Source organism: Streptomyces katrae (assembly GCF_000966975.1).
In the GTDB taxonomy this organism is placed as follows: domain Bacteria; phylum Actinomycetota; class Actinomycetes; order Streptomycetales; family Streptomycetaceae; genus Streptomyces; species Streptomyces katrae.
The window spans coordinates 1-6,617 of the sequence record NZ_JZWV01001106.1; the positions used below are offsets into that span (position 1 = coordinate 1).

Below are 6,617 nucleotides of genomic sequence, written 5' to 3' on the forward strand. Positions count from 1 at the left end.
GTCCAGTCCCTCCACGTCCATCCCGTCAAATCCGTAGGGGGGACCGCTCCCGACGCGATGGCCATGGACCCCTGGGGCCCGGCCGACGACCGCCGGTGGGCCGTGGTGGACCCGACGGGCACGGTCATCACCCAACGCCAGCAGGCGCGGCTGGCCTTGGCCTCGTCGCGTCCGCTGGCCGGCGGCCGGATCGCCCTGTCGGCGCCCGGCATGCCGGACCTCGTCGTGGAGGTGCCGGAGCCCGGCCCGCTGGAGCCGGTCGTGCTGTTCGGCAAGAAGGTCGACACGGTGGTCGCCTCGGCGGCCGCGGCCGAGTGGTTCACCTCCTACCTCGGGGTGCCCGCGCGGCTGGTCCACCTCGACGATCCGGCCGTGCGCCGTCCCGTCGACCCCGACTACGCCCTGCCCGGCGAAACCGTCAGCCTCGCCGACGGCTACCCGGTGCTGCTGGTCACCACCGCCTCGCTGGAGGCCCTCAACGCCCTGATCGCGGAGGGGGACCACCCCGAGGAGGGCCCGCTCCCGATGAGCCGCTTCCGCCCGAACCTGGTGGTCGACGGCCCCCTCGAAGCCTGGGCCGAGGACGGCTGGCGGCGCATCGCGATCGGCGGGGCCGTCTTCCGCGGCGTGCGCGAGTGCGGGCGGTGCATCGTCACCACCACCGACCAGGCCACCGCCGAACGCGGCCGGGAGCCCCTGCAGACCCTGGCCCGCCACCGCCGCATCGGCAAGTCCCTCGCCTTCGGGCGCCTGCTGGTGCCGGTCGTCCCGGGCACGGTGCGCGTGGGCGACGAGGTGCGCGTCCTGGACTGACCTCCCGCTCCGCACCGCCCCCGCCCCCGCCCCTGACCACGGCGGCCGGGCGGGCGCGGGCTCGCGGGCGGGTTCGCGCGCGGAATGACACCTTCGAGGGGCTCCTGCGGCCTGCCGGAACCAACCGGCGGCGCGGGGCCGTTGGAGCATGCGGGACGAACGGACCCCCGCCGGAGCCGGAGCACCGGATCGGGTGAAGGACGTCCCGCGCGTCCCGGAATGCGCGTCCCGCGGGTATGCGGAAGGCTGGGGCGCGCGGACAGACACAGACTGGCATGGGCAGGGGGAGCCGGACCGTGCGGACAGCAATGGGTGTGTGGCGCTGGCGGCGCAATCCGCTGCGCAGGCCGACCGACCTCGTCGAGGCGTGGGTGGCCTGCATCGCGCTGGTGTGCGTGCTGCTGGTGGCTCCGGCCGTCGGCTGGGCCGCCGGCCTCCAGGTGGACGGGATCCTGCAGCGGGCGGCGGCCGAGCAGAGACAGGAGCGGTACCTCGTCCCGGCCGTAGTGGTGCGGCCCGCCGTGGCGGCGGCCGCCCCGGCCGACGGGGGCGGCGAGCCCTCGGCGCAGCGGACGGCGCCCGCGCGGACCACGATCGTGGCCTCGTGGACCGCTCCCGACGGCACCAGCCACGAGGGCGCGGTACCGGCGGCGGAGGAACCGCCGCGCCCGGGCGACCGGTTCCGGATATGGACCGACATCCGGGGCCGGCTCGTGGGGCAGCCCCTCGACCCCGGCGCCGCCTCGTTCCACGCCGCCATGGCCGGGCTGGCCGCCGCGCTCACCTCGGCCGCGCTCGCGGAGACGCTCCGTCGGCTCGTCGTACGAAGGCTCATGCATCGGCGGTACTTGCGTCTGGACCGGGCGTGGGCGGCGGCCGGGCCCGACTGGGGCCGGGCGGGTGCGGGCAGCTGACCTGGCAACTCCCGGGCCCCGCGCGCGCTACGGTGGAACCGCAGGCCCGTCCGGCCGCTTCGGCGCCCGGGAGGGGCCGCGGCCGCTTCAGCCGCTCCGGCCGGTCCGGCAGCGCGAGTACGAGGGTGGGGGCACGGCAGCACGATGGTTCAGGGCACGGTCCAGGTGACGCACGGCGGGGCCTCGCGGTGGCGGAGGCGCTCGGGTGAGTATCCGACGCTGGCCGCCGCCCTCGCGGTGGCGGGCGACGGCGACGTGCTGTCCGTCTCCCCCGGCACCTACCGGGAGAACCTGGTGCTGCGTCATGCCGTGACCCTGCGCGGTCCCGAGGGCGCGGCGGCCGGATCGGTGCGGATCGCCCCGCTCGACGGGGTCGCGCTGACCGTGCGCGCCTCGGCGGTGGTTCAGGACCTCTACCTCGAGGGGGCGGACCGGGCCGCGCCCGCGCTGCTCGTCGAGGAGGGCTCCCCCGAGTTCAGCGACCTGCGGGTGCACACCCGTTCGGCGTCCGGCATCGAGGTGCGCGGCGGGGCCCGACCCCTGGTCCGCCGGTGCACCGTGGAGAACCCGGCCGGGGTGGGGATCTCCGTACTGGACGGCGGCGGCGGGGTGTTCGAGGAGTGCGAGGTGGTCGCCGCCGGTCAGGCCGGGTTCTCGGTGCGCGGCGGGCACCCCCGGCTGGAGCGCTGCCGGATCCACCACGCGATCGGCGCGGGCATCGCCGTCACCGGGGAGGGTTCCGGGCTGGAGGCGCTGGGCTGCGAGGTGTACGAGATCAAGGGCAGCGGGGTGCAGGTCGCGGCCCGGGCCGCCGCCCGTCTCACGGACTGCTCGGTGCACCGCACCTCCGGTGACGGGGTCACCCTCGACACCGATGCGGTCCTGGCGCTCGCCGGGTGCGACATCCACGACATCCCGGAGAACGCCGTCGACCTGCGCTCGCGCTCCGTGCTCACCCTCAGCCGCACCACCGTCCGCCGGTTCGGGCGCAACGGCCTGTCGGTGTGGGACCCGGGGACCAGGGTGGAGGCCGAGTCCTGCGAGATCCACGACAGTACGGGCGACTACCCCGCGGTGTGGATCAGCGACGGGGCCACCGCCTCCCTGGAGTCCTGCCGGCTGCACGACGTGCCGGACGCCCTGTTCGTACTGGACCGGGGTTCGCGTGCCGACGTGGTCGACAGTGATCTGGCGCAGGTGCGCAACACCGCGGTCTCCGTGAGCGACGGCGCGACCGCCAGGCTGGAGGACTGCCGGATCCGCGAGGCGGGCACCGGGGCGTGGTTCCGCGACCACGGCAGCGGCGGCAGCGTGACCGACTGCACCGTCGACGGCGTACAGACCGGGGTGATCGTCACCAAGGGCGCCGACCCGGCCCTGGAGCGGGTCACCGTCACCTCCCCGGCCGAGGCCGGGTTCTACGTGTCGGCGGGCGGCCGGGGCACCTTCACCGACTGCCGGGTGACGGGCAGTTCGGGTTTCGGTTTCCACGTCATCGACGGCTGCCGCAGCACGCTCACCGGCTGCCACACCGAGCGCTGCGCCCGCGGGGGCTACGAGTTCGCGGAGGACGGCCCGCTCGCCGAGGGGTGCACGGGTGACGAGCCGGGCCCCCGGGTCGCGGCGGAGGCGTCCTCCGGCGCCGGGGCACGCCCGGGGGCCCGGACGGTGACGGCCGTGCAGGGCCCGGGGGAACGGCCGCCCGGGGCGGCCGCCGCGGCGCCGCTGCCGGAGCCCCGCCCCCGGGAGGCGGCGGGCCCGGCGGGCCGGGGCGCGGGCGAGGTGCTGGGCCAGCTCGACGCGCTGGTGGGGCTGGACAGCGTCAAGCGCGAGGTGCGGGCCCTCACGGACATGATCGAGGTGGGGCGCAGGCGGCAGCAGGCGGGCCTGAAGGCGGCCTCGGTGCGCCGGCACCTGGTCTTCACCGGCTCCCCGGGCACGGGGAAGACCACGGTCGCCCGGCTCTACGGGGAGATCCTGGCCTCCCTGGGCGTCCTGGAGCGCGGCCACCTGGTGGAGGTGTCCCGGGTGGACCTGGTGGGTGAGCACATCGGGTCCACTGCCATCCGTACCCAGGAGGCGTTCGAGCGGGCGCGGGGCGGGGTGCTGTTCATCGACGAGGCGTACGCGCTGGCGCCCGAGGACTCGGGCCGGGACTTCGGCCGCGAGGCGATCGACACGCTGGTGAAGCTGATGGAGGACCACCGGGACGCGGTGGTGGTGATCGTCGCCGGGTACACGGCGGAGATGGAGCGGTTCCTGACGGTCAACCCGGGTGTGGCGTCGAGGTTCTCACGGACCATCACCTTCGGCGACTACGGTCCGCGGGAGCTGCTGCGGATCGTGGAGCAGCAGGCGGAGGAGCACGAGTACCGGCTGGGCGAGGGCACCGCGCAGGCGCTGCTGGAGTACTTCACGGAGCTGCCCAAGGGCCCGGCCTTCGGCAACGGCCGGACCGCGCGGCAGACCTTCGAGTCGATGGTGGAGCGGCACGCGGGACGGGTGGCGCAGCTGGCGGAGGCGGGGACGGACGAGCTCACCCTGCTGTTCCCGGCGGATCTGCCGGCTCTGCCCGCGCCTTGCTGATGCGCTGGACGGGCAGACCCGCGCCCTCCCCCGCGTCGGGCCGGGCGGCGGCCAGGCGGGCGAGGAGCGCGTCGCGTTCGGCGGTGAAGGCCGGGTCGGCCTGGTAGTCGGCGTGCCGCAGGATCGGCGCGGGCAGGGGGTGGAGGGGGTCGCGTCCGTAGGCCACCGGGTCGGGCAGCGGCCCCCGGTCCACGGGCCCGTCCGCTTCGGCGCCGGTGGGCCGGTCCACTCCGACGGGCCCGCCGATGGGGTCGGTGGCCCGCCACAGGTTGCGCCAGCAGTCGAGGTCGCGGTGCAGGGCGGCCAGGGGTCCGGGGCCGAAGTAGGCGGGGAACCAGCGGCCGTAGAGCCGGGCCAGCGGTGAGCCGTACGTCAGGAGGCCGACCCGGCGGCGGGTGGCGGGCGGCAGCTGCCAGACGGCCGCCGCCGCGAGCACGCTGCCCTGGGAGTGCCCGGAGATGACGAGCCTGCCGCCGGTGCGGGCGGTCCAGCCGGTCATCCGCCAGGTCAGGTCGGGCACGGCCCGCTCGGCGTAGCAGGGCGGGGCGAAGGGGTGGGCGGCGCGCGGCCAGAAGGTGCCGACGTCCCAGAGGATGCCGATGGTGCGGCGGGAGGCGGGGTCGCGGTAGGCGCGCCGGCCCAGGGTGACGAAGGCGGCCATGGCGAAGCCGATGAGCCAGGATCCGCTGTCCTGGGCGGCCCGGGCGGCGGCCGCCAGGAGCGGGTGGGTGTCCCGGGCGGCCTCGGCGGGGACCCGGCCGCCGGCCCAGGCCCCGGCGAGGGCTCCGGCGCCGAGGAGCAGGGTGACCAGGCAGACGGCGCCCACGAACCAGGGGGCGGTGTCGGTCAGCTCGGCGGCCGCCCGCGCCCCGGCGATGCGCCGGCTGCGGTCGGGGTCGGGGACCGCCCCGGGGTACTCGGCGGCGACGGTGGCGGCGGCCCCGCGCCGGGCCACGGCGGCCCGGATCCCGGCCGCGGCGGCGACCAGCGCCAGGGCGAGCAGCAACGGCGGCAGGACGGAGGCCTGCCAGGACAGCAGCACGGGCGGCCCGGGCAGCGGTGACCCGGGCGTGCCGGGGGCGGCGGCTCCGTCGAGCCAGTCGGCCACGCGCTGGGCGATCCCGCCGGACATGACCCCGCCGAGGGCGCAGCCGAGCAGCGCGGCGGCCGGCCCGCCCAGCCCGCCGAGGGCGGCTCCCGGGGTCGGCGTCCGGCGGTGGAGGCGGCGGGCGACGAGGGCCAGGGCGAGGACGCAGCCGCCCTGGCCGAGCATCAGCACCCCGAAGGCGAAGTCGCCGGGGAGCCGCCCCGAGGAGGTCCAGCCGGGGCGGGACCAGCCGGCGTAGAGGCAGACGGCGGCCAGCAGGGCCAGGGCGCCGGCGGGCAGCAGGGTGAGGGCGGCCCGGTCGAGCCGGTGGTCGGGCCGGGCCTCGGTGCGGCCGCGCCGGCAGACCACCCACAGCACGGTCACCGCCCCGGCCGCCAGCAGTACCTGCACGGCCCAGCCGGCGGCGAGCAGCCCGGCGGGAGTGGCGGCGGATCCGCGGTCCTCCCGGACGGCGGGGGCGGCGACGGCGACGGCCGCGGTGAGGAGCCCGGCGGCGGTGTGGGCGGCCCGCAGCCGGGCCACGATCCGCCGCCCGTACCAGAACCCGGGCCGGCCGAGCGGGGCGCCGCCGTGTCCGGCGGGGGCCGAGGGGCCGGAGGTGTCGGAGGGTGGGGGCTGGGACTCGTAGGCGCTCCAGGTGCGGGCCGACAGGAACCAGAGCAGGCCGGTGAGGGCGGCCGGGACGAGGGCGCCCAGTGCGAGGCGCCGCCCCGGCTGTGCCCACCAGCGGCCGGGGCGCAGGAAGGCGAGCCGGCCCCGGGGGTCCGTACAGGCCCGGGCGCCCGCGCACTGCCAGGCGAGGAGGTCCAGGGCGACCTCGCAGGCGGCCGCGACGAGCAGCACGGTGAGGCTGAGGGCGAGGAGCCGCACGAGGAGCCCGTACGCGCGCACGGCGCGGGGCGGTGGCCCGTCGGGGGCGGTGGCGGGGCGGGCCCAGTGGGCGAGGTTGGCCACCATGAAGGGCAGGAGCAGCAGCCACAGGGCGCGGGCGCCGTTGCCGGAGGTGAGCCGGGACCAGCAGTAGGCCTCCGGGACGGGCCGCCCGGTGTAGCGCTCGGGGTGGGCCTCGGCGTCGGCGTCCTCGGCGCGGCGGAACACGGCGGCGGTGGAGTCGCCCGTCACCCGGACGGGGTGCGGATCGCGGAGGAGTTCACCGGGGGCGGCTCCGGCGACTCCGTGCACGAACAGTTCGAGGC

The 6,617-nt window shown here is 77.3% G+C and carries 4 protein-coding genes; 3 read left to right on the top strand and 1 reads right to left on the bottom strand.

Annotated features, from left to right (window positions below):
- The 3 genes from VR44_RS33070 to VR44_RS33080 all read left to right on the top strand — a co-directional run.
- A partial coding sequence (locus tag VR44_RS33070) for an MOSC domain-containing protein (RefSeq protein WP_045951326.1) occupies nt 1-813 on the top strand: 813 nt, incomplete at its 5' end.
- A 296-nt stretch (nt 814-1,109) separates the two neighbouring features.
- A complete protein-coding gene (locus VR44_RS33075; protein ID WP_045951327.1) occupies nt 1,110-1,727 on the top strand; it encodes an Rv1733c family protein in 618 nt (205 codons plus the stop codon).
- 144 nt (nt 1,728-1,871) lie between these two features.
- Nucleotides 1,872-4,313 carry a right-handed parallel beta-helix repeat-containing protein gene (locus tag VR44_RS33080; protein ID WP_045951325.1) on the top strand — a complete coding sequence of 814 codons (2,442 nt, stop codon included), beginning with the start codon at nt 1,872-1,874 and terminating at the stop codon, nt 4,311-4,313.
- On the opposite strand, the gene VR44_RS33085 is transcribed toward VR44_RS33080, so the two are convergent.
- Nucleotides 4,264-6,617, bottom strand: a 2,354-nt coding sequence (locus tag VR44_RS33085; protein WP_045951328.1) for a membrane protein, incomplete at its 5' end; no start/stop codon positions are given. The genes VR44_RS33080 and VR44_RS33085 overlap by 50 nt on opposite strands.

Coding starts and splice junctions, on each gene's coding strand:
- VR44_RS33080 (WP_045951325.1), top strand. CDS start 1,872: ATGGTTCAGGGCACGGTCCAGGTGACGCACGGCGGGGCCTCGCGGTGG.